At 57.8% G+C, this 21,658-nt stretch carries 22 protein-coding genes and 2 tRNA genes; 9 read left to right on the top strand and 15 right to left on the bottom strand.

From position 1 onward, the window contains the following. Positions 1–203 precede the first annotated feature (203 nt). Positions 204–2,930, top strand: coding sequence for a pyruvate, phosphate dikinase (gene ppdK / locus IFT84_RS01680; RefSeq protein ID WP_192116903.1), 2,727 nt, complete (start codon positions 204–206; stop codon positions 2,928–2,930). On the opposite strand, the gene IFT84_RS01675 is transcribed toward ppdK, so the two are convergent. Beyond that, the gene (locus IFT84_RS01675; protein WP_192116902.1) at positions 2,899–3,180 is read right to left on the bottom strand and encodes a hypothetical protein; all 282 of its coding nucleotides are present in this window, start codon (positions 3,178–3,180) and stop codon (positions 2,899–2,901) included. The two genes, ppdK and IFT84_RS01675, sit on opposite strands and share 32 nt — an antisense overlap. A 51-nt stretch (positions 3,181–3,231) precedes the next feature. Then, complete coding sequence (locus tag IFT84_RS01670; RefSeq protein ID WP_244651047.1) at positions 3,232–3,603, bottom strand: hypothetical protein; 372 nt, start codon at positions 3,601–3,603, stop codon at positions 3,232–3,234. Between the two features lie 113 nt (positions 3,604–3,716). Between IFT84_RS01670 and IFT84_RS01665 the strand changes: the two genes are divergently transcribed. After that, positions 3,717–4,643: a DUF1499 domain-containing protein gene (locus IFT84_RS01665; protein ID WP_192116900.1), complete on the top strand. Its 927-nt coding sequence runs from the start codon at positions 3,717–3,719 to the stop codon at positions 4,641–4,643. 211 nt (positions 4,644–4,854) lie between these two features. Here IFT84_RS01665 and IFT84_RS01660 read toward each other — a convergent pair whose 3' ends face one another. Further along, positions 4,855–5,760: an MBL fold metallo-hydrolase gene (locus IFT84_RS01660; protein ID WP_192116899.1), complete on the bottom strand. Its 906-nt coding sequence runs from the start codon at positions 5,758–5,760 to the stop codon at positions 4,855–4,857. A gap of 254 nt (positions 5,761–6,014) precedes the next feature. On the opposite strand from IFT84_RS01660, the gene IFT84_RS01655 reads away from it, so the two are divergent. Beyond that, positions 6,015–6,088 (top strand) — tRNA-Gln (locus IFT84_RS01655). A gap of 66 nt (positions 6,089–6,154) precedes the next feature. Here IFT84_RS01655 and IFT84_RS01650 read toward each other — a convergent pair. Beyond that, positions 6,155–6,583 (bottom strand): hypothetical protein, encoded by a 429-nt coding sequence (locus IFT84_RS01650; RefSeq protein ID WP_192116898.1) that lies wholly within the window; start codon positions 6,581–6,583, stop codon positions 6,155–6,157. A gap of 242 nt (positions 6,584–6,825) precedes the next feature. Here IFT84_RS01650 and IFT84_RS01645 point away from each other — a divergent pair. Then, positions 6,826–6,902, top strand: a tRNA-Pro gene (locus tag IFT84_RS01645). A 19-nt stretch (positions 6,903–6,921) separates the two neighbouring features. Here IFT84_RS01645 and IFT84_RS01640 read toward each other — a convergent pair. After that, entirely contained in the window at positions 6,922–7,317 is a 396-nt protein-coding gene (locus IFT84_RS01640) for an ester cyclase (protein WP_192116897.1), read from the bottom strand. A 227-nt stretch (positions 7,318–7,544) separates the two neighbouring features. Between IFT84_RS01640 and IFT84_RS01635 the strand changes: the two genes are divergently transcribed. Then, entirely contained in the window at positions 7,545–7,859 is a 315-nt protein-coding gene (locus IFT84_RS01635; RefSeq protein ID WP_192116896.1) for a DUF982 domain-containing protein, read from the top strand. Between the two features lie 199 nt (positions 7,860–8,058). On the opposite strand, the gene IFT84_RS01630 is transcribed toward IFT84_RS01635, so the two are convergent. From IFT84_RS01630 to IFT84_RS01620, 3 genes are all read right to left on the bottom strand, one after another. After that, complete coding sequence (locus IFT84_RS01630; RefSeq protein WP_192116895.1) at positions 8,059–8,367, bottom strand: hypothetical protein; 309 nt, start codon at positions 8,365–8,367, stop codon at positions 8,059–8,061. A gap of 92 nt (positions 8,368–8,459) precedes the next feature. Further along, positions 8,460–8,978 carry a TetR/AcrR family transcriptional regulator gene (locus tag IFT84_RS01625; RefSeq protein ID WP_192116894.1) on the bottom strand — a complete coding sequence of 173 codons (519 nt, stop codon included), beginning with the start codon at positions 8,976–8,978 and terminating at the stop codon, positions 8,460–8,462. Further along, positions 8,978–9,466 carry an HPP family protein gene (locus IFT84_RS01620; protein ID WP_192116893.1) on the bottom strand — a complete coding sequence of 163 codons (489 nt, stop codon included), beginning with the start codon at positions 9,464–9,466 and terminating at the stop codon, positions 8,978–8,980. The genes IFT84_RS01625 and IFT84_RS01620 overlap by 1 nt, the downstream gene beginning before the upstream one ends. Before the next feature lie 183 nt (positions 9,467–9,649). On the opposite strand from IFT84_RS01620, the gene IFT84_RS01615 reads away from it, so the two are divergent. Then, a complete protein-coding gene (locus IFT84_RS01615; RefSeq protein WP_192116892.1) occupies positions 9,650–10,030 on the top strand; it encodes a DUF983 domain-containing protein in 381 nt (126 codons plus the stop codon). A 111-nt stretch (positions 10,031–10,141) separates the two neighbouring features. Here the strand turns inward: IFT84_RS01615 and IFT84_RS01610 are convergent, their stop codons facing one another. After that, positions 10,142–10,561: a MerR family transcriptional regulator gene (locus IFT84_RS01610; protein ID WP_192116891.1), complete on the bottom strand. Its 420-nt coding sequence runs from the start codon at positions 10,559–10,561 to the stop codon at positions 10,142–10,144. 108 nt (positions 10,562–10,669) lie between these two features. On the opposite strand from IFT84_RS01610, the gene IFT84_RS01605 reads away from it, so the two are divergent. Both IFT84_RS01605 and dmeF read left to right on the top strand, forming a co-directional pair. Beyond that, entirely contained in the window at positions 10,670–10,942 is a 273-nt protein-coding gene (locus IFT84_RS01605; RefSeq protein ID WP_192116890.1) for a metal/formaldehyde-sensitive transcriptional repressor, read from the top strand. 6 nt (positions 10,943–10,948) lie between these two features. Further along, positions 10,949–11,893, top strand: a complete 945-nt coding sequence (gene dmeF / locus IFT84_RS01600; protein WP_192116889.1) for a CDF family Co(II)/Ni(II) efflux transporter DmeF — start codon at positions 10,949–10,951, stop codon at positions 11,891–11,893. Positions 11,894–11,905: 12 nt separating this feature from the next. Here the strand turns inward: dmeF and IFT84_RS01595 are convergent, their stop codons facing one another. From IFT84_RS01595 to IFT84_RS01575, 5 genes are all read right to left on the bottom strand, one after another. Then, entirely contained in the window at positions 11,906–13,549 is a 1,644-nt protein-coding gene (locus IFT84_RS01595; RefSeq protein ID WP_192116888.1) for an ABC transporter ATP-binding protein, read from the bottom strand. A gap of 116 nt (positions 13,550–13,665) precedes the next feature. Further along, positions 13,666–14,133, bottom strand: coding sequence for a hypothetical protein (locus IFT84_RS01590; protein WP_192116887.1), 468 nt, complete (start codon positions 14,131–14,133; stop codon positions 13,666–13,668). 126 nt (positions 14,134–14,259) lie between these two features. Next, a complete protein-coding gene (locus IFT84_RS01585; protein ID WP_192116886.1) occupies positions 14,260–16,599 on the bottom strand; it encodes a glucose/quinate/shikimate family membrane-bound PQQ-dependent dehydrogenase in 2,340 nt (779 codons plus the stop codon). 88 nt (positions 16,600–16,687) lie between these two features. Next, positions 16,688–17,932, bottom strand: coding sequence for a DUF2254 domain-containing protein (locus IFT84_RS01580; protein ID WP_192116885.1), 1,245 nt, complete (start codon positions 17,930–17,932; stop codon positions 16,688–16,690). Between the two features lie 116 nt (positions 17,933–18,048). Next, positions 18,049–18,948 carry a LysR substrate-binding domain-containing protein gene (locus tag IFT84_RS01575; protein WP_192117553.1) on the bottom strand — a complete coding sequence of 300 codons (900 nt, stop codon included), beginning with the start codon at positions 18,946–18,948 and terminating at the stop codon, positions 18,049–18,051. A 125-nt stretch (positions 18,949–19,073) separates the two neighbouring features. On the opposite strand from IFT84_RS01575, the gene IFT84_RS01570 reads away from it, so the two are divergent. Next, complete coding sequence (locus tag IFT84_RS01570; RefSeq protein ID WP_192116884.1) at positions 19,074–19,469, top strand: tautomerase family protein; 396 nt, start codon at positions 19,074–19,076, stop codon at positions 19,467–19,469. Between the two features lie 58 nt (positions 19,470–19,527). Here the strand turns inward: IFT84_RS01570 and IFT84_RS01565 are convergent, their stop codons facing one another. Then, positions 19,528–21,636: a S9 family peptidase gene (locus tag IFT84_RS01565; protein ID WP_192116883.1), complete on the bottom strand. Its 2,109-nt coding sequence runs from the start codon at positions 21,634–21,636 to the stop codon at positions 19,528–19,530. Positions 21,637–21,658: the final 22 nt, after the last annotated feature.

The following is a 21,658-nucleotide window of genomic DNA, read 5'->3' as shown; positions in this document are numbered from 1 at the left end:
CCACTCCCATATATTAGACGAATGGCCCATCTCGTCAATTGATCAAATTGATCAAAGTTATAAATTTTATAAAACCGATCATTTATGAAACGCCATTGATAATCCCTGTTCAACTTCCTCAACTGCCACGCTTTGTCCACTTTGCGTTTCCAAAAAGCCGAGTATAGGCTAGAGGTAGCTCTCATGCAGGGGAGGCGGCGGACGTGAAGTGGGTTTACAGGTTTGGCGATGGCCATGCCGAAGGCAGAGCGGATGATAGCGAGTTGCTGGGCGGTAAGGGGGCCAATCTGGCGGAGATGTGCGCGCTGGGGCTGCCCGTTCCCCCGGGCCTGACCATCATAACCCATGCCTGCCGCCATTTTCACGACAACAACCGCACGCTGCCCGATGACCTGAAAGACGAGGTCCGCAATGGCATCCGTCATATGGAAGCTCTGACTGGCCGGACCTTTGGCGACACAGTCCATCCGCTGCTTTTGTCCGTGCGCTCGGGCGCGCGCGCGTCCATGCCAGGTATGATGGATACGGTGCTGAACCTTGGCCTGAATGATCTAACGGTCGAAGCGCTGGCGGGCGATTCCGGCGATGCCCGTTTTGCGTGGGATAGCTACCGCCGGTTTATCCAGATGTACGGCGATGTCGTCATGGGCATCGACCACGAGATGTTCGCCGACATTTTGGAGGATGAGAAAGCCCGCCTCGATATCGAGCAGGATACGGATTTGTCCGTTGCCGATCTGCGTGATCTCGTCGCCCGCTACAAGGCCCTGATTGAGGATGAACTGGGGCAAACCTTTCCGCAATCGCCCGAGGTGCAGCTCTGGGGCGCTATCGGTGCAGTCTTTTCCAGCTGGAAAAATGCCCGTGCCATCACCTTTCGCGCGCTTCACGATATTCCCGATACCTGGGGCACCGCTGTCAGCGTGCAAGCGATGGTGTTTGGCAATCTCGGCAATTCGTCCGCCACCGGCGTCGCCTTCACCCGCAATCCCTCGACGGGTGAAAACGCACTCTATGGCGAGTTTCTGGTCAATGCGCAGGGCGAGGATGTGGTGGCGGGCATTCGCACACCGCAATCCATCACCGAAGCCTCGCGGCTGGAATCCGGGTCCGACCGGCCATCGCTGGAAAAGCTGATGCCGGACGTGTTTGTGGAATTCACCACCATCTGCGCCCGGCTGGAGCGACATTACGGCGATATGCAGGATATCGAATTCACCATCGAGCGCAGCAAGCTCTGGATGTTGCAGACCCGCACCGCCAGGCGCACCGCCCGCGCCGCGATGAAAGCGGCTGTGGATATGGCCGACGAGGGCCTGATTTCCCGAGATGATGCCGTTGCCCGCATCGATCCCGCCAGTATCGACCAGCTTCTGCACCCGACGATCGATCCCGCGGCCCGGCGCGATATTATCGGCGCAGGCCTTCCGGCCTCGCCGGGGGCGGCGACCGGGGCCATCGTTTTTACCTCGGAAGCTGCTGTGGCTGCCCGCAAGGAAGGGCGCGATGTCATCCTCGTGCGGGTGGAAACCAGCCCGGAAGACATTCACGGCATGCACGCCGCGCGCGGCATTCTGACCATTCGCGGTGGCATGACCAGCCACGCTGCCGTGGTGGCGCGCGGTATGGGCATTCCCTGCGTATCCGGCGCGGGGTCGTTGCGCGTGGACCAGCGGGCCGAAACACTGGTTGCCCGCAATATAACCCTCAACAAGGGCGATATCATTACTATTGATGGTTCCTCTGGCCATGTTCTGGTAGGGGCCATTCCCATGATCCAGCCGGAACTGTCCGGCGATTTTGGCTGCATCATGGCTTGGGCGGATGCGGCACGGCGCATGAGTGTGCGCACCAATGCCGATACGCCCGCCGATGCGCGCGCTGCCCGCTCGTTCGGCGCGGAAGGCATTGGCCTCTGCCGCACGGAGCATATGTTCTTTGAAGGAACACGCATCAATGTCATGCGGGAGATGATCCTAGCGGAGAACGAGGCGGGACGCCGTGCCGCACTGGATCAACTCCTACCCATGCAGCGGTCCGACTTCGCCGAGCTTTTCACCATCATGCAGGGCATGCCGGTGACCATCCGTCTGCTAGACCCGCCCTTGCATGAATTTCTCCCGAAAACCGAAGCCGAGGTGCGCGACGTTGCAGCCAATATGGGCCTCGACCCGGTGGGGCTGGCTCAGCGCATCGATGCGCTGCATGAGTTCAACCCTATGCTCGGCCACCGGGGCTGCCGTCTGGCTATTTCCTACCCGGAGATTGTGGAAATGCAGGCCCGCGCGATCTTTGAGGCTGCCGTTCTTGCCGCCCGGCAGACGGGCGCGCCGGTGCTTATTGAAATTCTGGTGCCGCTGGTCAGCCTGCGGGCCGAACTCGATTACATCAAATCCCAAATCGACACGGTTGCCAAAGCCGTCATCGGCGAGGCCGGTATTGCCATCGACTATCTCGTGGGTACCATGATCGAGCTGCCGCGCGCAGCGCTGCGCGCCCATATCATCGCGCAGGCCGCTGATTTCTTTTCATTCGGCACCAATGATTTGACGCAGACCACCTTCGGCATTTCCCGCGACGATGCGGCATCGTTCATCGCAACCTATCAGGCCAAGGGCATTATCAACCGCGATCCGTTTATATCACTGGACTTCGATGGCGTTGGGGAACTCATTCAACTGGGTTCCGAGCGCGGTCGCCAGACAAAGCCAAACCTGAAACTCGGCATTTGCGGAGAACATGCGGGCGACCCTACCTCCATCTGGTTTTGCGAAGAAACCGGGCTGGATTACGTGTCGTGCTCGCCGTTTCGCGTTCCCATCGCCCGCCTTGCTGCTGCGCAAGCGGCGATTGCGCAAGGGCGTTCACAAAGCCCTCAGCACCTGCCGCAAGCGCTGGTCAGTAATAACGGCGTGGGTGTACGACAATAACGCGTGGCTGGTAGAAGAACGGATCGTACCGGAAGAAGTCGTCATTGCGCCGCATCATCTCTCGCCGGTCGGCATTGCGGTCGAGGTCCAGATCCAGCAGGCATTGCGAGAAGCTGGCTGTGCCGCGCTTGAAGCCATAGGAGGCGCACGTGTTTTCATTGCGTGCGCGGATTTCGGCAGGCGACAATGTTTGGCACCCGGCTAAAACGACAGTCAAACCCACCAGCCCGAACATAGAAGACAGACGCATCCTATCACCTCCCAAAAGCAACTTGGCTTACTCACACGCAAATGTGTTGAATCAGAACTTTTCCAACACGTCAATAAAGGCATGCGCAAACCGCGCCAGTCCGGCACTGCGTTCGTTCGGCTCTTCTACGCGCACGGACGTGCCAGCATCGTTCAGGCAGGCGAAGACGGTTTGCATATCGCCGGATGCACCCATGGGCAATCTCAATACGGCGATGGTTTTGCAGTCTCCCACCAGACCGGAGGCCGGTAGCGTAAACAAAAGCTCGCCGCCGAAATCCTCGGCTGTTTGCTGCACAAAGCCTGAAAAATCGTCCTGCGAGGCGTTGAATGCTTCCAGAGACAGTTCCAGGCCAATCAGATCCAGAGAAATTTCGTTGGGGCTTATGGGGGTTCGGGCTGTGGCCAGCTCGGTAGATACCATCATTGTGCTCCTGTCACAGCTTTCGCCATTAACGATTCATTAAGGTTTTCGTTCCAGTGCTAAAGCGCATGTCTTTTCCCAAAACCGGTGTCTACTTTTAGGAGACATGCTTTATGCTGGCAGCAATCCGCAGGGGCCTGATGATTATTCCCTATGCAAGACCGGTTTCTCACGCGTCCTTCTGGGCGCGGCGTCTGGCATTGCTGGGACTGTTGGTCTGCATCGCCGCGCTTTTGGCCCATCGCTTCGGGCCGCTCATCACGCCTCATTTTCTGTTTTTTCAGGCTGTCGGCTCCGCACTCTGCGCCGTAGCGGTGGCGCTGGCGTTGATTGGGTTCGTGCAGTTATGGCGCGTTGCCGCCAAAGGCGGGCTGGCAGCGTTCACCGCATTGGTTCTGGCTGCGCCGCCCTTGGCAGTCGTTGTCTATGGCGCTGTGCTGACCATGACCCGTCCCGCCCTGTATGAAGTGACAACCGATACGTCCGAGCCGCTCAACTGGCTTCACGGCATCGTCGCCGAACAGGGGTGGCTTGGGTCTCGCCCGCCGTCTTCCTTGAGTGCCGCCGCGTTGCAGCGCGAGGCCTATCCCGGTCTGGTCGGCCGTCGCTACGAGGGCGCGCTGGACCGTGTACTGGAGGGCGTCAAAGCGGTCGCTCTTATGCAAGGGCTCGTTATCGAAGCGGAACCCATAGCCGATGCCGATGACACTTCTACGGTCTCACCGACCGATGAGCCATTGATTGCCCCACCTGTAACCGGCCCCGTCCCGGCAATGCGCCCAGGTCTGGTTTCGCCGCTGGCGACACCAGCGCAGACCGGTCCCCGCCCGGATGTCGTGCTGCAAGGGGTGTGGCGTGAGCCGGTGACCGGGCTGCCGGTCGATGCGGTCATCCGCCTGCGGGAAGAAGCCGAAACCACCCTTGTAGATATGCGCGCGGCAAGCCGGTATGGTCAGCGCGACCTCGGCCTCAGCGCCGATTTTGCCACGCATTATCTGCGCGCCTTGGATGCGCAGTTGCAGGGCATAGCGGGTGATTAGAGCATATTCCGACCGGAGTAAAGCGAAGATTGATAAGAATATGCTTATAAATTAAGATTCTGGAGCGCCGATCTGATGCAGTCAGATTGGAAAACGCTCAAGAAAATTTCCAGTGAAAACGGAGTCGTTTTTACGTCTGGACAATTCGACAAAACAGGGAGTTAGAGCACTACCGGTGAACACGTGTTCACCGGTAGTGCTCTAGAAAATTTCACTGTGTATAAACACCGAGCAGTGAAGGCGGCCCTTCGGTCCTTACGCGGCCCTGCGCTACCAGATCCTCAAGATGCGCCAGCACGGACAAAGCAGCCGCACCATGCAGACGCGGATCGGTTTCGCGGTAGATTACGCGCACCATTTGGGCAATGGTCCGGTCACCCTGGCGCACCCGTTCCAGCACGGCCCGTTCGCGCATTTTCCGGTGGGTTTTCAAGCCACGCATGAAGGCTGCCGGGTTGTCCACCGGCCCCCCATGCCCCGGTAGAAACTGCCGGTCATCGCGCAGCAGCAACCGGTCCAGCGAGGCCATGTAATCGGCCATGGCACCATCCGGCGGTGCGACGATGGAGGTTGCCCATCCCATCACGTGGTCCGCAGAAAAGACGATGCCGGTTTCTTCCAGCGCAAAAGCCATATGGTTGGCCGTATGGCCAGGCGTTGCCAGCGCTCTTAGCGCCCAGCCATCGCCATGCACCACCTCGCCATCCGCCAAAACCTGATCAGGCATGAAGGCGGTATCGGCGCTTTCCGCCAGTGGATTGATCTCGCCAAGATACAATGGTCGTGCCGCGCGGTGCGGGCCTTCGGCAATCACCCGCGCACCCGTCAACTCTTTCAACCGCGCAGCCAGCGGCGAGTGATCCCGGTGCGTGTGGCTGACGGCGATATGCGTCACTTCGCGGCCCGCGAGAGCCCGCGTCAGTGCCTCGAAATGCGAATCATCGTCCGGCCCGGGATCGATAACCACAACGGAGCGATCGCCGACAATATAGGTGTTGGTGCCATGAAAGGTCAGTGGCCCAGGGTTATTGACCGTGAGACGTTGCACATGGTTGGCAACAGGCACCGGCTCGCCATAGGCTGGCTGAAACGCAAGATTAAAGGACGGACTGTTCATGAAAGAACATTAGAGCATAATCCGACCGGAGCGAAGCGAGGATCGAAAAATGCTTACGAGGAGATGATTTGAGCGCCGATCTGATTCAATCGTATCGAACAGTGCTCCAGTTCATCTCTTGCGGAAACGGAAACCGTTTCGGGTTGCCAAGAAAATGTGCGATTTTCACACGTTACCCCATTGTCCGCCTTCGTCAGCTTTGCTAATGAGACGCTCGTTGACGCGGGGACAGAGTTTTGTCCGCGTGACAGTGTTGGGGCGTAGCCAAGCGGTAAGGCAGTGGTTTTTGGTACCGCCATCCCTGGTTCGAATCCAGGCGCCCCAGCCACCTCTTCCCTTCAAAGATTGATCTTTACCGTGGCGACGCAACGGCGTGCATCGCCACGAGACGTGATCAAACGCTGGTGAGATATTCCGCGCAGCGCGATGGGCCGCCATCGGTGGCGCGCGTGTCTGCCTGAATACGGATGGAGCGGATGGTGTAGGAGTCGTCCACCGTCAGTTGTACCTGGCAAACGAGGCGCTGTGTGCGTGCCGCCTGCTTTGGCTTGCCTTTGACGTCGGAAGGCGCAATCGTCGCCTTGGCGTAGCCACCGCGCCATGTGTAGAGCGTCTCGCCATTGCTGCCTTCTTCTTCCTTGGCCTGCGGGCCGAACTGGGCGAAGAACTGCCCGGCAGATTGTCCCTTCCAGCGTGCATCCACGGCATTGCTCTGCTTCACCACCGGCGCCTTCTCCGGCGTTGTGGTAGGGGTGGTGGTCGTGGTGGAGCACCCGGCAAGGGCCAGAGACAGGCCTGTTAGAGCCAACAGACGGAACGACATCGAAACGAATCCTCTTGAAGGGGGCGGGCCCTGGAATCCAGGGTCCGGCACGGCAAAACCTATGACAGTGTCCTGCTCTCGCGGGCAGGCTGATCTTGCTCCCATTTTCCTGATATTTTTGCAACGCCAATCGCGCTGACGCATGGGTCTGTCTGCGCTAAAATTGCGAATATGCTGTGCCTGTGATCACAAATCCATCTTGTCGAACGTCTCGCCCTGTTTTATAGAACCGCCGTTGGTCACGGAGTGTAGCGCAGTCTGGTAGCGCACGTCGTTCGGGACGACGGGGTCGGAGGTTCGAATCCTCTCACTCCGACCAGCGGATCGTTTCAATCCATTCACGTCACGCCAAGTTGCGCTTCGACAGCTGCCTTGTCCACAATGGACCAGACATCCGTGATTTTGTCGCCAGCAAACGTGTAAAAGACATTTTCTGCAAACGAGACGCGTCGTCCATTGACGGGAAGCCCCAGAAATTCTGCTTGGGGCGTAATGTCGAAGATCAGGCGTGCTGCAACCATAGCTTCGTCTGCGGTCAAGAGATGAATGTTGAAGTACAGGTCCGGAATGCTCCGAAATTCGTCCTGTCGCGCCTGTCGGTAAGCGTCGAGCCCGATGGGTTGTCCGTTATAGGACACTGTGTCATCGACGTAACGGCCAAGCTCTTCCCAGTTTTGGGTGTTCAGACAATCGATGTACCTACGGTAAATCTCGGCCAACCTGCGCTCGGTCATCTGTTTTCCCTCCAGCGTTTTTAGAGCGCTGTGCGTCCATTCGGACGCACAAAGGTCGCTCTAACTCTTTCAATCTACGCATCAGGCTTACCGAGAATCGATTCCGATTTTCGGGCCGATGCTGTAGCCGCCTATCTATCCCCAATGATTCATTTTTCACAACCGGAACGAGTCCCGCAGAGAGTCGTTGAGTCCGCGTTGGTAATGCGTTTGTAAGGGTGTGCGTTATGGAAAACCCGCAGTGGAGTTCCGCAGTTCGTCTTGAGTTTGGCGGGCAGCGGTCGAGAGTTGTGTTTGATACGGTTGAGGCGGCGCAAGTCTTGATGGGCGAATGGCCAACCGACACCGGAGTGAGCCTGACGGCGGCTAAGCGCGCGTGTCTGGCAGTCCTCGAAGGCAAGCGGCCGGCAGAAAGCGCGCGCACAGCCTTCCTGAAGGCAGCCAAAGAGGCCGGGTTGAAAGCGCTGGATACCGGCAAGGATCTCGCCAGATTCCCGCAGCTCTACAAGGTCATCTACGGACATCGCCAGACAGATCCGTGACGGGAATGTTAAGCCCGTGGTTCGCTGAGAAATCGGGCGGCTTGCTGCGCATTAGGGGGTGCCAACAAGCAACAGGTGACGAGATGGGTATGCACCTATCTGACAGGGATACGAAGTTCCTGTCACGCCCGCGCCAGGCTGGCAGCGACACTATGAATCATCTTTAAATTAGAATCAACTAATTTTTATCGATGAAAATTCATAGTTGCTCGTCTGTGAGAAGCCTTGCCAAACGTTGTTTTGTGGCGTCGCTGTCGAACGTTCGCTCGTGATTGTCGGCTGCCATGATATCGTCGCGCAAAGGGTTGAGGGCTTCGAGAATTTCCAGCAGCTTTCCGCCTGTCAGCATAGGCCAGGCCATCAACAACATACTGTGCTGAACACGGATTTTCTCCGTGCGAACAATCCCCTCCAACATTCTGTCCAGTGATTGCACGGCTCTGTCAGCTTCGCCTTCAGACAACAACCGCGCGGTAACATTCTGCCAGTTCTGGACCCAGTTGCGCACTGAATTTTCCTTTGATCGGCATTGATCTGCAAGCAAATCGTCAGCGCATCATACGCGCCGTTCGGTCAAACACATAGCGCTTAGTGACGAACTCAATGAAGCCGCAAATCGGCGATGGTTGTTTCAAACGGCTGCGTGTTCCCCAGGGCCTGCGACAACACAATGGCCCCTTGCACCCTGAGAACGGCATTCACTGCCATGGGATGGGCATTCTCCACGCCGCCTTGCCGGTAGGCAAGGGCCAACGCGTCGATCCAGCAGGTGAAGTACCGCGTGATCGCAGTCGCAAAACGGTCCCGTGTATCTGCCAGTGCGAATGCGCCGATCAAGCAAACCCGTCCACCCCTGTTGAAATAGGCGGCTACATGGTCCCACATGCCATCGGTATCACCGGTCAGACGGAGGGGGGAGAAAATGGCGCGCTCAAACCAGTCGTGGATATGGGTAATCACGGCTGTGGCCATCTCATCCTTGCCACCGGGAAAAAGATGATAGAGCGAGCCTTTGCCAAGGCCGGTTGCCGCCGATATTCGCGCAATGGATGCGCCTTCATAGCCATAGTGGCGGAAGACCTCGCCGAGCGCTTCAAGAACGTCGTCGCGGTTGCTCATCACGTCCGCGCAAGCGGGTAGGGAACCCGGTGGTAACGATGGTAAAAGGTGCCGATGACCACCAACAACACTGTTCCACTGAGGACGGGGAAGAACAGAAAGCCAATTCCCGGTTGCAAGGCCAGCACGATCAGCGGCGTGGCACCCGCAGGCGGATGGGTGACGCGGGCAAACTGCATAACCGCAATTGCAACACCCACGGCGATAGCCGCAGCCCACCAGACCGGCGGCAAAAGCGCTGCGCAGATCAGGCCCACCAATGCCGCAAGAAGATGGCCCCCAATGATATTGGCGGGTTGCGAGAGCGGGCTGGCGGGTGCGGAAAACATCAGCACGCATGTCGCTCCGAAGGGCGGGGTGAGATAGGCCAGATGCGTACAGTCCGCCAATCCGCCAAGTGTGGCAATGGCTGCGCCGCCGCCCATGCCCGCAATCAACGCCTTGCTCAGCGAACTATCGGGCTGGTGGCGGATAAAAAAGGTTCGCATGGGCTGATCCTGTACCGATCGTTACAATTCTCCTGCTCTACACACAGGCAGTTGCACCGTCAACGGCAGTCGGGTTCATCGACCAAGCGGCAGATCAAAATGCCGCAGGCCTCACGCGATTTTCTCGTGGACCCTGTGGGCGAGGGCGGATTACAGTAAATCCCTACAGAAAGCGGTTAAACGATGCAGGAATGGCCCCGATTATCTCCAATTCGAACCGGTTTGCGATGCAAATGTCCCCGATGTGGACAGGGTGAGCTGTTTCAGGGGTTCTTAACGTTGCGCCGGGAATGTCAGGCCTGCGGGCTGGATTATGGATTTGCGGATCCGGCGGATGGACCGGCATTTTTCATCATGATGTTCGGTTGTATTCCCAGCACCATTTTTGCCGTTTGGCTGCAGATCAACTTTGAGCCGCCGTTTTGGGTCCATTTCCTCACGACCGCACCCTTTATGGCGCTCACCTGCATTCCGCCGTTACGGCCAGTGAAGGGCTGGCTCGTCGCCAGCCAGTATTTTCACAAGGCTGAACAGGGGAAGCTTGCACGTCGGGACATGCCTTAAAGCAAAATCCGACCGGAGCGAACCGAGGACGATCAAGATTATGCTTTAACAATAAGGGTTTAGAGCGCCGTCTGATTCCATCAGAACGAAAAGCGCTCTAGATCCGTATTGTCAGGCGCTATGGTCGCTGTCACACAGGGCGTGGTCGGCAAGGGCGCGGATGACATAGCAATCGCCCACCGTGTGCCCCTGACAGTGGGAGACGATGCGCTCCAGCTCGTGCTCCAGTTTCTTCAACTGCGATATTTTCTCTCGCACGCTTTTCAGGTGGTCGGCGGCAATTCGGTCTGCATCGGCACAAGGTGCATCGGGATGCTGGCTGAGTGAAATCAGTTCTCGCATTGCATCGATGGACAACCCCAGATCTCGACCATGCCGGATAAAGGCCAGCCGTTCCAGCTGCATGCGATCATACCGGCGCTGGTTGCCTTCGCTGCGGTCCGGTTGGCTTAAAAGCCCCATCTGCTCGTAGTAGCGGATGGTCGGTATTTTCACACCGGTTTTGCGGGAAAGGTCGCCGATCGAATACATGTGCAAATCTCCAGTCTCTAGAGATATGCCATTTAACGTGTTTATTCAAGACTTTCCTCTTGAATGAAACTATAGTATACCCCCCTATAGTATCTTGGGAGCAAACTCATGTCGCACACCATCCGCGATCAGGCGAAACTGATGGCGCGCATCAAACGGCTGAAGGGCCAGTTGGAGGCTGTCGAGCGGGCGCTTCAAGCTCAGGCACCCTGCGGAGAAGTTCTGCAACTGCTGGCGTCTATTCGCGGTGCACTGACCGGGCTTACGACGGAGGTTCTCGAAGACCACCTGCATGAGCATGTGCTTCATGCCGAAAGCGAGACCGAGCGCGAACAGGCACTGAACGAGGTCTCCGCTGTTTTGAAAACCTACCTGCGGTAAGGCATCATGGAACACGAACACATCTATCTCGGGCAAAACCACAGCCGTAACGAACGTCGCGTCTGGTGGGTTATCGCGCTGACCACCGCCATGATGGTGGCCGAAATCATCGGAGGTACGCTCTGGGGGTCCATGGCGCTGGTGGCCGATGGCTGGCATATGGCAACCCATGCCGGCGCCATGTTGATTGCCGCGCTGGCCTATGGATTTGCGCGCAAACAGGCCCGCAATCCGCGCTTTACCTTCGGCACGGGCAAGGTGGGTGACCTTGCGGGGTTTGCCAGCGCCATTGTGCTGGCTCTGGTCGCGCTCATGATTGCCTATGAAAGTGCGCTGCGGCTGGCCGATCCGGTGCCAATTGCGTTCAGTCAGGCCATCGTGGTGGCCGGTCTCGGTCTGGCGGTCAATCTCGTCAGCGCATGGTTGCTGCGCGATGATCATCATCAAGCCGGGCATCATCATGACGGGCATCATCATGAAGGGCATCACCATGACCATCATCATGGCCACGATAACAACCTGCGTGGCGCGTATCTCCATGTCATTGCCGATGCCTTGACATCGGTTCTGGCCATCGTAGCGCTGACGCTGGGTTCGCTCTATGGCTGGCTGTGGCTGGATCCGGCCATGGGTATCGTCGGTGCGCTGGTGATTGCGCGCTGGTCCTGGAGCCTGATCCGCACCACCGGCCTCGTGCTGATGGATGCAGTCCCCGGGGGTGACGATGTGCCGGGCGAAATCCGCACCGTTCTGGAAGCGGATGGCGACCGGATCACCGATCTGCATGTGTGGCAGGTCGGGCCGGGCCATTGTGCCGCCATTATCGCGCTGGCAACGCCAAAGCCGCAAACCCCTGCATTTTATAAGCAGAAGCTGGCTGTGGTTCACGAGCTGTCGCATATTACCGTTGAGGTCGCGCCGGTTGACGCGTTGCTGGTAAAGGCGGGGTAGCGCCCGCACTCATTACAGCGCAACCACCCGGTCATCGCCGCGGATCACGCTTTTGCGATGCGTAATGGCAAGGACTGTTACCCTGTCGCTAAAGCCCCGGATGCGCTCCATGATATCGCGTTCGGTTGCCTCATCCAGCGCCGAACTGGCTTCATCCAGCAGCAGCACAGCCGGATCCGCATAGAGCGCCCGGGCGATGGCAATGCGCTGGCGTTCCCCGCCAGACAGTTTCAGGCCGCGTTCGCCGACATTGGTCTCGAACCCGTCCGGCAGCGCGGTGATAAAGTCGAAAATTTCGGCCTTCCGGGCCGCTTCGTTCAGCCTCTGCGTATCGAATTCCCGCCCAAGCACGATATTGGCCACCAGCGTATTGTTCAGCAGCGCTATGTCCTGCGGCACCACCCCGACATGGGCGAACCAGTCGGCCCGCGACACATCAGCAAGATTGGTGCCGTCGATCATCACCCGCCCGGCGTCCGGTGCCAGTGATTTCAAAAGCAGCTTGAACACGGTGGACTTTCCGGCGCCGGTTTCCCCGACGATATAGGTGATCCGCCCTCGCTCTGCCGTGAATGTGACACCTTTGATACCCCGCCCGCCTGAGTATTGAAAGCTGACAGCGTCGAAGGCTATATGTCCTTCGCTTACACGCAGTGCGCGGTGATTTTCCGGCTCGTATTCTTCATCGGCGAGCCAGAGCGTCGCGAACGGGCGAAACCGGGCGGCCATCTGGAACAGATCGTCTATAGCATTGCCGATCATCTGGAATGGAGTGGACAAGTTCAAAAGCATTGTGTTGAACAGCACGATATCCCCAACGGAAAGCTCGCCATTTTGATATCGCGGCAAGAGCAACACGAAAGTTACGGCAATCTGCGCGCACAACATCAGGCCAAAGACACTAGCCGCCCCCATCTGGTAAAAGCAGTAGCGCCGCCAGTTCTCCCATATTTGTTTTGCGCGCAGGGTGAATGTCTGCGCCATCCATCGCTCGCTGCCAAACTGTCGAAGCGTTTCCATTGCCGTAAAGGCGTTGCCGACAAAACTGGCGTTGGCCTGGGTTTCGTCTATCGTCTTGTACAGCAGGGGCGATGTATGCTGATTGATATACCAGGTCAGGCCGATCAGAAGCGCACCGTAGACAAACACGATCAAGGTAACTTGCCAATTGATGATCGCACCAAGCAAGGACAGGCTGAACGAAATCGTCATGATACCCGGAATAAAAACAACCAGTACAAGCTGGATCAACGCGGCAAGGCTTGACGCACCTTCACCATTGGCGTTCTGAACCTCAGCGGGATTGTGTGTCACAAAAAATACGGGTGTCTTTTTGAGTATCCGGTCGAAGAAGCGAACGGAGGTCGTATACATCAGGCTTTGGGATGTAATGTAGGATAAGGCGGAGGTCAACCCGTCCAACGCGTGCGACAGGCCCATGAGACCGGCGTAAAGCAGAAAGCCCAGCACCAGTGTTTCCGCATGGATTCCGCCGTTCATACGGTCGATGATACGGGAAAAAACATAGGGAGCGGCCACAGATGCCAGTGATGACAGCACAATGATCGCAGCTGTCAGCAACAGAATCCATTTTGCCGACGCCCAGTAACTCGCCAGAACGATCCGCGCTGGACCAAACATTTCCCGATAGGACATGGCGCTTCCCCAGAGCATGTCGCGCAAAAGTGTGCTGCGGTTTTGCGATACGACATGCGAAAACAATGACCCAAAGCGTGGAAAGCGAATCTCAAAGATCGCGATACGCTTCAGGATCAGGTCAAGCGCGTCTCCTGCGAGGATGTTCTAATCCTATCACCTGCCGGTTGCGTGTTCGCTGCTGCTTTATCCGGCGCATCCTGATCGCTGCCTCCGGTCAAAGCCTGCTTGATTTTCTCTGCAATCTCACGCTCCACAGCCTCCTGTTGCGCTGCGGGCAGGGCTGCCAAGCTTTCTTCTGTCAGGTTTCTCTCCTGCAGGATTTGCGCGCGGATCCATTTGTCAAGGGTCATCGTAGACAGACGAAGGACCTCGCTCACCCCGGGGCTTTCCTGTCTTTGCGTGGGTCGCGCACCCTCCTTCGAAACCCAAAGACTGGAGCTCAAAGACGAAGGGATCTGGACCGGCATCAGGTCTCTGCTACGCGCCTCCAACGCTTGGGAGAAGGGCGGGATCGTTCCAACGTGACGTGACGACAATCCGGCGAAGCTGGAATAGGCGGAAACGCTGTCGGCAATTCGCATGATGCACCCCCGTTCAATGGTTACCAAAACGTTAACCGTTAAAGCGGGTGTGAGGCTTGTATGCAAGGGAAAACTAAAAGAGGCTGGCAGTTGCCTGCCAGCCTCTTTAGAGATGAAAGCTGTGCCTTATTTTGGCAGCGTGTAGGCGATGACGTAATCGCCGGGCTTAGTGCCCACCGAACCGTGACCACCGGCAACAATCAGCACAAATTGCTGGCCGTCGTCCGTTGCATAGGTCATGGGCGTGGACTGTCCGCCCGCAGGCAGGCGACCCTTCCACAGCACCTCACCGGTCGTCAGATCATAGGCGCGCAGATAATCGTCCACCGCCGCACCGAGGAACACGACGCCACCGGCTGTAATCATCGGGCCGCCAATGCCGGGTACGCCGACATTGAAGGGCAGAGGCAGCGGGGTCATATCCCGCACCGAACCGTTGCGATGCTTGTAGGCGATCTTGCCGGTCCGCAGGTCAACGCCCGATACGTAGCCCCATGGCGGGGCCTGGCAGGGCACGCCGAGCGGCGAAAGGAACGGGCCCATATAGACGCCGTAGGGTGCACCATCATTGCGGTTCAGGCCCTGTTCACTGCCTTTTTCATCCTGCCCACGCGGTGGAACCTGATCGCGCGGGACAAGCTGTGACGTGAATGCCAGATAGGTCGGCATACCGAACATCACCTGACGAACAGGATCAACCGCAACACTGCCCCAGTTGAACACGCCGAAGTTACCGGGATAAACCAGCGTGCCTTCCAGCGAAGGCGGCGTATAGCGACCCTCATATTTCAGCCGCTTGAAGTTGATGCGGCAGGCCAACTGATCGAACATGGTGATACCCCACATGTTCTTGTCGGTCAGCGGTGGCGGTGAGAAGGTCAAATCGGAGATCGGCTGTGTCGGTGCGGTAAAGTCCTCCGCAATCGCACCACCCGGTGCGGGGATTTCCTTGACCGGAATGATCGGCTCGCCCGTGCGGCGGTCCAGCACGTAGAGATCACCCTGCTTGGTGGGGCCCACAAGGGCCGGCACCGGGCCATTGGCGGTGGTGATGTCCAGCAGACTTGGCTGTGCCGGTACGTCCATGTCCCACAGATCGTGGTGAACGGTCTGGCGCACCCAGCGCACCTGTCCGGTGTTGATGTCCAGCGCTACGATGGAGGAGGAATATTTCTCCACATTTTCGCTGCGGTTCATGCCCAACTGGTCCGGGACCTGATTGCCGAGCGGAATGTAGATCAGGCCCAATGCCTCGTCCACGCTGGAAACACTCCAACTGTTGGGCGAATTGGTCGTATAGGTCTGGCCCTCCGGCAGTGGTGTTGTGACATCCGGGTTGCCCGAGTCCCAGTTCCACACCAGTGCACCGGTGTTGATATCGAAGGCGCGGATAACACCGGACTGCGATTCGGTTGAATAGTTATCGTTGACGGCGCCCCCGACGATAATCTTGTTGCCGACGACCACCGGCGGCGAGGTTGAGTAGTAGTAACCGGCGGGGTTATAGCGCATGCCGGTTTTCAGTTGCAGCGTGCCATTGTCTGCAAAGCTTGGGCAGATCTGGCCGTTGGCCGCATCCAGAGCAATCAGGCGGGCGTCAGACGTTGGCAGATAAACACGCTCTGCACAGGGCTGGCCAGCGGTGGCTGCCGGATCGGCATAATAGGAAACACCACGGCACGTCTGGTGCTGGCGGTTCGGGTTCATGCCGGAGTTGGAATCAAACTTCCATTTTTCCTTGCCGGTCTTGGCATCCAGCGCAATGGCCCAGTTGTGCGGCGTGCACAGGTAAAGCGTGTCGCGCACTTTCAGCGGCGTCACCTGATAGGTGGTTTCGCCCACGTCATCGGGCAGTTTTACGTCGCCGGTCTGGTATTGCCACGCCACCTGCAACTTGTCGACATTTTGAGGCGTAATGCCCGCAAGCGGCGAATAGCGCTGCCCAAAGGCCGTGCGGCCATACTGGTGCCAATCGCCATCCGGCATCGCATTGCCAAGGTTTGGTGTTTGCGCAACCTGTTCCGTGCTCAGAGTACCCTTGATTTTCAGGGGGTCCATGAACATGGAGACCACGGCAACAACGACGGAGAGCCCAACCGCTCCTGCCAGAATGCCACCTTTGGCCGCATAGGTCTGGCCTGACGGGCTGATGAAGCCAAGCGAGCGCCGAATGGATGGAAGCAACAGCCACAAGCCAAGCAGGATGACAACGCCACCGCGCGGCCCAAGCTGCCACCAGTCCATGCCCACTTCCCACAGCGCCCAGGCAAGCGTGCCCAGGATTACGGCCGCATAAACCCAAAGGGCTGCGGCATGGCGGCGAAGAAGCAGAACTGCGGTGATGAAAAAGCCGATTCCGGCGAAGATATAATACCAGCTGCCACCCAAAGCGGCGAGCCAAAGCCCGGCGGCACCAATCCCGAGCCCGATGAGCGCGAAGATGATGCCCGTAACAATCAGAAACATGCTGACTCTCCTGCAATGCAAGTGCCAGTAATTAGGGCAACCCGATTGGAAATCAATGTGGCCATAAAGGGATAAGTTTAAGGCAGCATCAAGTCCGCGCTAGAGAGTTGATCCAGTCTGCTTCGCGTTGCAGGCGCTGCCTGTCATCTTCAAATGCCAGCGCTGCCTGTCCCCGTGACAGCGATGAGCGTGCAAACGAGACAGCTGCTTGCGCTACATCGCGGTTGGTGCTGCTGGCAAGGGCGCGAAAAGTCTTCTGCAAACGAATGCCGACCTCAAGCAGGCCCGCACCATCGCGGATCAGAGGCAAAAAGGCATCCTCAAAAAAGTCCTGCACTTCGATGGGCCGGATGAACACCCCCGGCAACACCTTGGCGGGGCTGGGTTCTGTACACGCAAGCGGCTGCAACAGCGAAACCATGTTGGACACCACCCGGATGGCCGTGCCGGAATCGTTGATGGCGGCTGATAGGGCGCGCGAACCGATTTCACACATGACAATCAATCCGAAGCGCGGGTCTTCATCAAATAAACGCTCCTCACCGACGTCGAATGCCTGACACATCCGTTCGGTTATGCCGTCCTTCAGCGTCGCGTCGGTATCGTGGAACACCAGATAGGCTATAGGCCGGGTTGGTTCACAGAATGCACCGGGTCGAAGAGCAACATAGATATCTGCGTCACTGGCACTGGCGACAGCGCTTAGGCTCGCCATGTTCAATCCCTGTATGTAGCCCGTCTGTTGATGGTGGATGGCGATGGCGCCGGGAGGGACGGCTGTAAACGCTTGCCCACCCAGAAGCGGATCACGCGCATACGCCTTCATCGTCTGCTCACAGTTCTGACTGACGCGATGGATCGTTTCCCCAAGCCGCCCCATCCGGCCAAGATGATCGATCCAGCGCAACAGTGTCGTGACGATGAGGGCCACCACGCCAAGGGTCACGACAAACAGAACCAGCCGTCCACCTTCGCCATACAGGCCCGTATTCAGCGCTATAATGCCAACAAGACTGAACAGGAACGAGCCGAGAAAGGTTGATAGCGCTGTTTGCGCAGTCTTGTCTTCCAGCAGCAGACCGGTGGCACGCGGGGTTGCGCCACTGGCGGCGGCAGAAGCCGCTGATACCAGCGTGCTGAGCGAAAACGTGGTAACTGCCAGCATGGAGGAAGCCAGAATTGTCAGGATCGACCCGACCGCGTCTGCTCCCAGCTTCCGGGTAAACTCCGGCGGCAACCATGGCCCAACGACAACGCCAATAAGAGCGGTGACAATACCGACCACGCAATAGAGCGTGGCCCGAAACCACAGCCGCTTGGTCACACGTTTCATTGTCACTGCCACTCTCGCCACGGCTTGCTCCCCGGTTGCAACCGTTTTCTTAGGCCAAAGACGCTGTATTTGGAAAGGCTAAACCAGCAAATTTTGATGACTTAAAGGCGCTCTGTTTACCAATTGTCCGTTTTTGAAAACGGTTCTGCTGCTCCAGGAAGTGTTGATACGCTATGCCGTTTGCAAGCGGCCATCATCAGGTCTTTGAGTTTCGCAGATTCCGGTGAAGCGTTTCCAGTGCCGGTGTGAAGGTACAGCGCTATTTTACCCAAGGGCGGAAGTGGTTCGTGCGCAATGTCCAACACGCGCAGATGCGCCGGTACACTATCGGCTATTCGCACAGTCATGCCCAAGCCCGCAGTCACGGCCGCCCATATCCCAGAAAGACTTAAGCTTGAAAATGTGTGCCGCCACTGCATATCTGCACTGTCCAGTGCCCTGATGGCCGCATCCCTGAATGCACAGGGCATGTCAAACATCACCAGCGACAAAGGCTTGGTAGGGTCTTGATTGTTGAGCGGGTTTTCAATCCAAACCAGCTGATGGTCAGCTACGTGTTCTCCCAGCGGATTGTTCATATCTCCCCACGTCAGTGCCAGATCAAGTTTACCGTTTCGCAAGGCGTTGATGAGCGCGTTGCCTGAGTCCACCTGCGCCTCGACACGAATCTTGGGATAGTACTGTGCAAACTTGGTCAGCAACGCTGGAAACCACGTCTCCGCAAAATCCGGAGGAATGCCGACACGAAGCCAACCTTCCAGGTCGGTCAGCGCATGGATGGCGGCAAGTGCCCCATCATTCAACTGCAGTATTCTACGCGCATAGCCGATGAGAATTTCACCGGCTTCCGTAAGTACCAGACCACGACCGTTCTTCCGGAGCAGAGGGTGCCCAACCTGCTCTTCCAGTTTGCGCAATTGAAGACTGATTGCGGACGGAGAGCGTCCAAGACGGTCCGCCGCTCTGGCAAAGCTGCCAAGCTCTATTCCGGTTACAAATGTGCGCAGGATATCCATATCAATGTTGGAGGGCATATCGACCGTTCAGCTTTTTAAAAGGATCAGTTCGGAAGTACGCGATAGTCGAAATGGATCGAGCATGGCACCTATTGGCGGGCAAACAAGAACGGGAGAACCAAACCATGCCTTTTGTTCATATTCGTACCATGGGTTTCCATTTTGAACAGGCACAAGTTGCAAACCTGCAAAAAGAAGCCGTCAGGCTCATGGCAACCATTTTGCACAAAAAGCCGGACCTGACGGCTGTTTTGGTCGATCAGGCAGACAGCGGCAGTTGGAGCGTTGGGGAAAACGCCGTACCGGTTGCAGCGCATCTCGATGTCAAGATCACAGCAGACACGAACTCAGTGGCTGAAAAGGCAGAATTTGTACAACAGGCACATGCGCTTTTACGCGCGTCTTGTAACAGAACATTGCCGGTCGCAACCTATGTCGTCATCCATGAAATTGCCGGGGACGCATGGGGCTATGATGGCAGGACACAGGCATCCCGCCGCAATCCTGCCTCGTCCGGTTAACGGTGACGCTTACACCTAAGGGAGCCTTTCTTGTGTACGAAAGGCTCCCGCTCGGGCTTTATCCCCGCCCGGTCACCTTCAACGCAAAGGCGTATTCGTAGGCGATTTCTTCCAGGCGCTGGAATCTGCCGGAGGCGCCGCCATGGCCCGCGTCCATATTGGTTTTCAGCAGAATGGGCTGGTCGCCCGTGGTGTGGTCGCGCAGGCGGGCAACCCATTTGGTCGGTTCCCAGTAGGTGACGCGCGGGTCGGTCAGGCCGGACAGTGCGAGAATCGCCGGGTAGGGTTTCTCGCCCACATTGTCATAGGGGCTGTAGCTGGCAATGTGGTCGTAGTCGTCTTTGGACTCGATCGGGTTGCCCCATTCGCGCCATTCCGGCGGGGTCAGCGGCAGCGTGTCGTCCAGCATCGTGTTCAGCACGTCGACAAAGGGAACGGCGGCAATGATGGCGCGGAATTTCTCCGGGGCCAGATTGGCGACTGCGCCCATCAACATGCCGCCCGCAGAGCCGCCTTCGGCGACAATCCGGTCATGGCTGGTAAAGCCTTGTGCGACCAGATGATCGGCGCAGGCGATAAAATCGGTAAAGCTGTTGGTCTTGTTCGCGAGCTTGCCGTTTTCATACCAGGCATAGCCCAGATCCTGACCGCCGCGGATATGCGCGATGGCGTAGACGAAGCCGCGATCCACCAGCGACAGCGCCGTGGTGGAGAAGCTCGCCGGAATCGTCATGCCATAGGCGCCGTAGCCGTAGAGCAGGCAGGGAGCGGATCCGTCAAGCGGCGTGTCGCGACCGTAGAGCAGGGTCACGGGAACCAGTGTTCCATCCTTCGCCGGTGCCATAACGCGGCGCGTCACATAGTCCTCGATGACATGGCCGGACGGCACCTCCTGCGTTTTTAAGAGCGTGCGTTCCCGTGTCACCATGTCATAGTCATACAACTGCGTTGGCGTCGTCATGGAGGAGTAGGAAAAGCGGATGACGGTGCTGTCATACTCGGCAGCGCCTTGCAGGCCCAGCGAATAGGCTTCCTCGGCAAAGGCAATGGCGTGTTCCTCGCCGCTCACCCGGTCGCGGATGATGATCTGCGGCAGGCCCTTTTCGCGCTGCAACCACACCAGATGGCGGGCAAACGCCATATGGCTTAAAATCAGCGTGCCGGGCTTGTGTGCCACCACATCGCGCCAGTGCTCACGGCCCGGCGTTGCCACCGGCGTTTCCATGATCTTGTAGTCCTTGGCCCCATCGGCATTGGTGAGGATGTAGAAGACCTCGCCGCCTTCGGTCAGGTCGTATTCCAGCCCCTGGGTGCGCTCTGCCACCACCTTCGGCTCGGCGGTCAGATCATCGGCGGAGATCAGCCGGTATTCGGTCGTCTCATGGTCGTGAATGCTGATGAACATAAAATCATCCAGCATGGAAGCCGAAATATCCATGAAAAAGCTTGGGTCCGCCTCCTCATAGACCAGCCGGTCCGCCGATTGCGGTGTGCCGATGATGTGGTGGAAAATCTTCGAGGTGCGGTGGTTTTCATCCAGTTCCGTGTAGAAAAAGCTCATGCTATCGGGTGCCCATGCGCCGCCGCCAGCGGTGTTTTCCACGATGTCGTCCAGATCCTTGCCAGTTGCCAGATCGCGCACCCGCAGGGTGTAATATTCCGAGCCCTTGTCATCATAGCCCCAGATGGCGCGGCTGTGATCGGTGCAGTGGTCCACATCCGACAGGTCGAAATAGGGGCGGTCGGCAGCCTCGGCGTCGCCGTCCAGTAGAATTTCGCGTGGTCCCCCCTCGCGCGGTGTGCGGAAGAAATGCGGATGCTCGCCACCGGTCACGTAGAACGTGCCATAGGCATAGGGGCCATCGGCCATGGGCACGGAGGAATCATCCTCCTTGATGCGGCCCTTCATCTCGGCAAACAGCGTCTTGCGCAACTCTGCCGTGTCGGCCATCGCGGCCTGCTGATAGGCATTTTCCGCCTCCAGATGCGCGCGGATCGCCGGGTCGAGCAACGTCGGGTCACGGAACATCGCTTGCCAGTTATCCGCCCGCAGCCAGGCATAGTCGTCGATGCGGGTTATGCCGTGGCGCGTATCGTCCACCGGCCTTTTGTCAGGTTTCGGCGCGGCGGGCAGGTCTTGGAACACTGGTTTTGGGAAGGACGTCAAAGCAAACTCCGAACTTGATTTC

Source organism: Rhizobium sp. CFBP 8762, from assembly GCF_014841565.1.
Taxonomy (GTDB): Bacteria; Pseudomonadota; Alphaproteobacteria; order Rhizobiales; family Rhizobiaceae; genus CFBP-8762.
Note: the sequence above shows the minus strand (reverse complement) of the source record. Positions and strands in the feature narration are given on the sequence as shown.

Excerpts from the sequence above, each read along its gene's own strand:
- IFT84_RS01570 (WP_192116884.1), top strand. The coding sequence starts at position 19,074 with ATGCCTTTTGTTCATATTCGTACCATGGGTTTCCATTTTGAACAGGCA.
- IFT84_RS01635 (WP_192116896.1), top strand. The coding sequence starts at position 7,545 with ATGGAAAACCCGCAGTGGAGTTCCGCAGTTCGTCTTGAGTTTGGCGGG.
- dmeF (WP_192116889.1), top strand. The coding sequence starts at position 10,949 with ATGGAACACGAACACATCTATCTCGGGCAAAACCACAGCCGTAACGAA.
- IFT84_RS01650 (WP_192116898.1), bottom strand. The coding sequence starts at position 6,583 with ATGTCGTTCCGTCTGTTGGCTCTAACAGGCCTGTCTCTGGCCCTTGCC.
- IFT84_RS01590 (WP_192116887.1), bottom strand. The coding sequence starts at position 14,133 with ATGCGAATTGCCGACAGCGTTTCCGCCTATTCCAGCTTCGCCGGATTG.
- IFT84_RS01605 (WP_192116890.1), top strand. The coding sequence starts at position 10,670 with ATGTCGCACACCATCCGCGATCAGGCGAAACTGATGGCGCGCATCAAA.
- IFT84_RS01620 (WP_192116893.1), bottom strand. The coding sequence starts at position 9,466 with ATGCGAACCTTTTTTATCCGCCACCAGCCCGATAGTTCGCTGAGCAAG.
- IFT84_RS01670 (WP_244651047.1), bottom strand. The coding sequence starts at position 3,603 with ATGGTATCTACCGAGCTGGCCACAGCCCGAACCCCCATAAGCCCCAAC.
- IFT84_RS01665 (WP_192116900.1), top strand. The coding sequence starts at position 3,717 with ATGCTGGCAGCAATCCGCAGGGGCCTGATGATTATTCCCTATGCAAGA.
- IFT84_RS01675 (WP_192116902.1), bottom strand. The coding sequence starts at position 3,180 with ATGCGTCTGTCTTCTATGTTCGGGCTGGTGGGTTTGACTGTCGTTTTA.
- IFT84_RS01660 (WP_192116899.1), bottom strand. The coding sequence starts at position 5,760 with ATGAACAGTCCGTCCTTTAATCTTGCGTTTCAGCCAGCCTATGGCGAG.
- IFT84_RS01615 (WP_192116892.1), top strand. The coding sequence starts at position 9,650 with ATGCAGGAATGGCCCCGATTATCTCCAATTCGAACCGGTTTGCGATGC.
- IFT84_RS01585 (WP_192116886.1), bottom strand. The coding sequence starts at position 16,599 with ATGTTTCTGATTGTTACGGGCATCATCTTCGCGCTCATCGGGCTCGGG.
- IFT84_RS01580 (WP_192116885.1), bottom strand. The coding sequence starts at position 17,932 with ATGAAACGTGTGACCAAGCGGCTGTGGTTTCGGGCCACGCTCTATTGC.
- IFT84_RS01595 (WP_192116888.1), bottom strand. The coding sequence starts at position 13,549 with ATGTCCTATCGGGAAATGTTTGGTCCAGCGCGGATCGTTCTGGCGAGT.
- IFT84_RS01610 (WP_192116891.1), bottom strand. The coding sequence starts at position 10,561 with ATGTATTCGATCGGCGACCTTTCCCGCAAAACCGGTGTGAAAATACCG.
- IFT84_RS01575 (WP_192117553.1), bottom strand. The coding sequence starts at position 18,948 with ATGGATATCCTGCGCACATTTGTAACCGGAATAGAGCTTGGCAGCTTT.
- IFT84_RS01640 (WP_192116897.1), bottom strand. The coding sequence starts at position 7,317 with ATGACCGAGCGCAGGTTGGCCGAGATTTACCGTAGGTACATCGATTGT.
- IFT84_RS01625 (WP_192116894.1), bottom strand. The coding sequence starts at position 8,978 with ATGAGCAACCGCGACGACGTTCTTGAAGCGCTCGGCGAGGTCTTCCGC.